Origin of the sequence: Pseudomonas sp. EA_65y_Pfl1_P113, assembly GCF_963970525.1 — a bacterium.
GTDB classification, from domain to species: Bacteria; Pseudomonadota; Gammaproteobacteria; order Pseudomonadales; family Pseudomonadaceae; genus Aquipseudomonas; species Aquipseudomonas tritici.
The window spans coordinates 1-1,177 of sequence record NZ_CAXAQM010000097.1; the positions used below are offsets into that span (position 1 = coordinate 1).

Here is a 1,177-nt window from a genome sequence, read left to right on the forward strand (position 1 = left end):
GGTCGCGGTAGGGACGGCAATTACCTGCCGCCCCCCGCACAGATCCGTACGTGCGGAACTACCGCATACGGCTCCTGCCTCGGGTATGTGACGCGAAGCGATCCTCAGGGTAAGGATGTGCATTTCTGGGGCTAGGTACATAGAGGTCGGCAAGGCGTCCGTAGCGTGACCACTGAAGCCGGTTACGCTGGCTGCGTCGCTTGAGAGCTTGCCGCCATAGACGACATACCGCCAAACGAAAACCGCCAAGACGTATTAGGTTTCCCGGCACCGCGTGGTAATTGAAATACCCACTGACCACTCGGTTTAGCCATTGCCCTTGAACCCGGATGGGCTCATGACGTCGACGTTTCAGCTCATCCCGAATGACCAGCAGCGTTGCACGCATTCGCTTCTTGACCGTCAGACGCAGTATTTGAAAACCACCGATCCTGTTGGTACTACAACAGTGTGTGAAGCCTAGGAAGTCAAACGTCTCCGGTTTACCCAAGCCTCGGTCTCTGCGATTTCTCGTAGCGAAACGACCAAACTGAATCAGCCGTGTCTTCGAAGCATTAAGCGATAAACCGAACCTGGCCAGTCGTTCTCGTAATTGCTGCAAGAATTGCTGGGCCTGCGATTTCAACCTGAAACCCACAACACTGTCGTCCGCGTAGCGCACAACGATGACATCGCCACGGGCGTGGCGCTCGCGCCACTGCCTTGCCCACAGATCCAGCACGTAGTGGAGATAGATATTCGCCAGTAACGGAGATATCACTGCGCCTTGGGGAGTCCCCTTGGCCGCAGCCACCCTACGGCCTTCCTCCATTATTCCCGCCTGAAGCCATTTGCAGATAAGTCCGAGCAGGCGCCGATCTGCAATTCGGTGTCCCAGAAACATCAGCATCCATTCATGGTCGATCTCATCAAAGAACGACGTGATATCCGCATCCAATATCCAGTTCACCCTCTGGCCCTTGAGCGCGACCGTTAATGCATCCAGCGCATCGTGCTGGCTACGTCCCGGCCGAAACCCATACGAGAATCCTAGAAAGTCTTCTTCATAGATCGCATTCAGAACAGTGACAACTGCTTGTTGTACGATCTTATCCTCCAGAGAGGCAATGCCCAGCGGGCGCAGCCTACCGTCGGCTTTGGGAATATAGACCCGTCGCGACGGCGTTGCCCGATAGGC

1 protein-coding gene is annotated in these 1,177 nt (G+C 55.6%); it reads right to left on the reverse strand.

Going from position 1 to position 1,177, the window contains the following annotated elements; all coding sequences use genetic code 11:
• Nucleotides 1-58: 58 nt before the first annotated feature.
• The coding region (ltrA, locus tag AACY52_RS28425) for a group II intron reverse transcriptase/maturase (protein WP_339561083.1) at nucleotides 59-1,177 on the reverse strand (1,119 nt) is incomplete at its 5' end.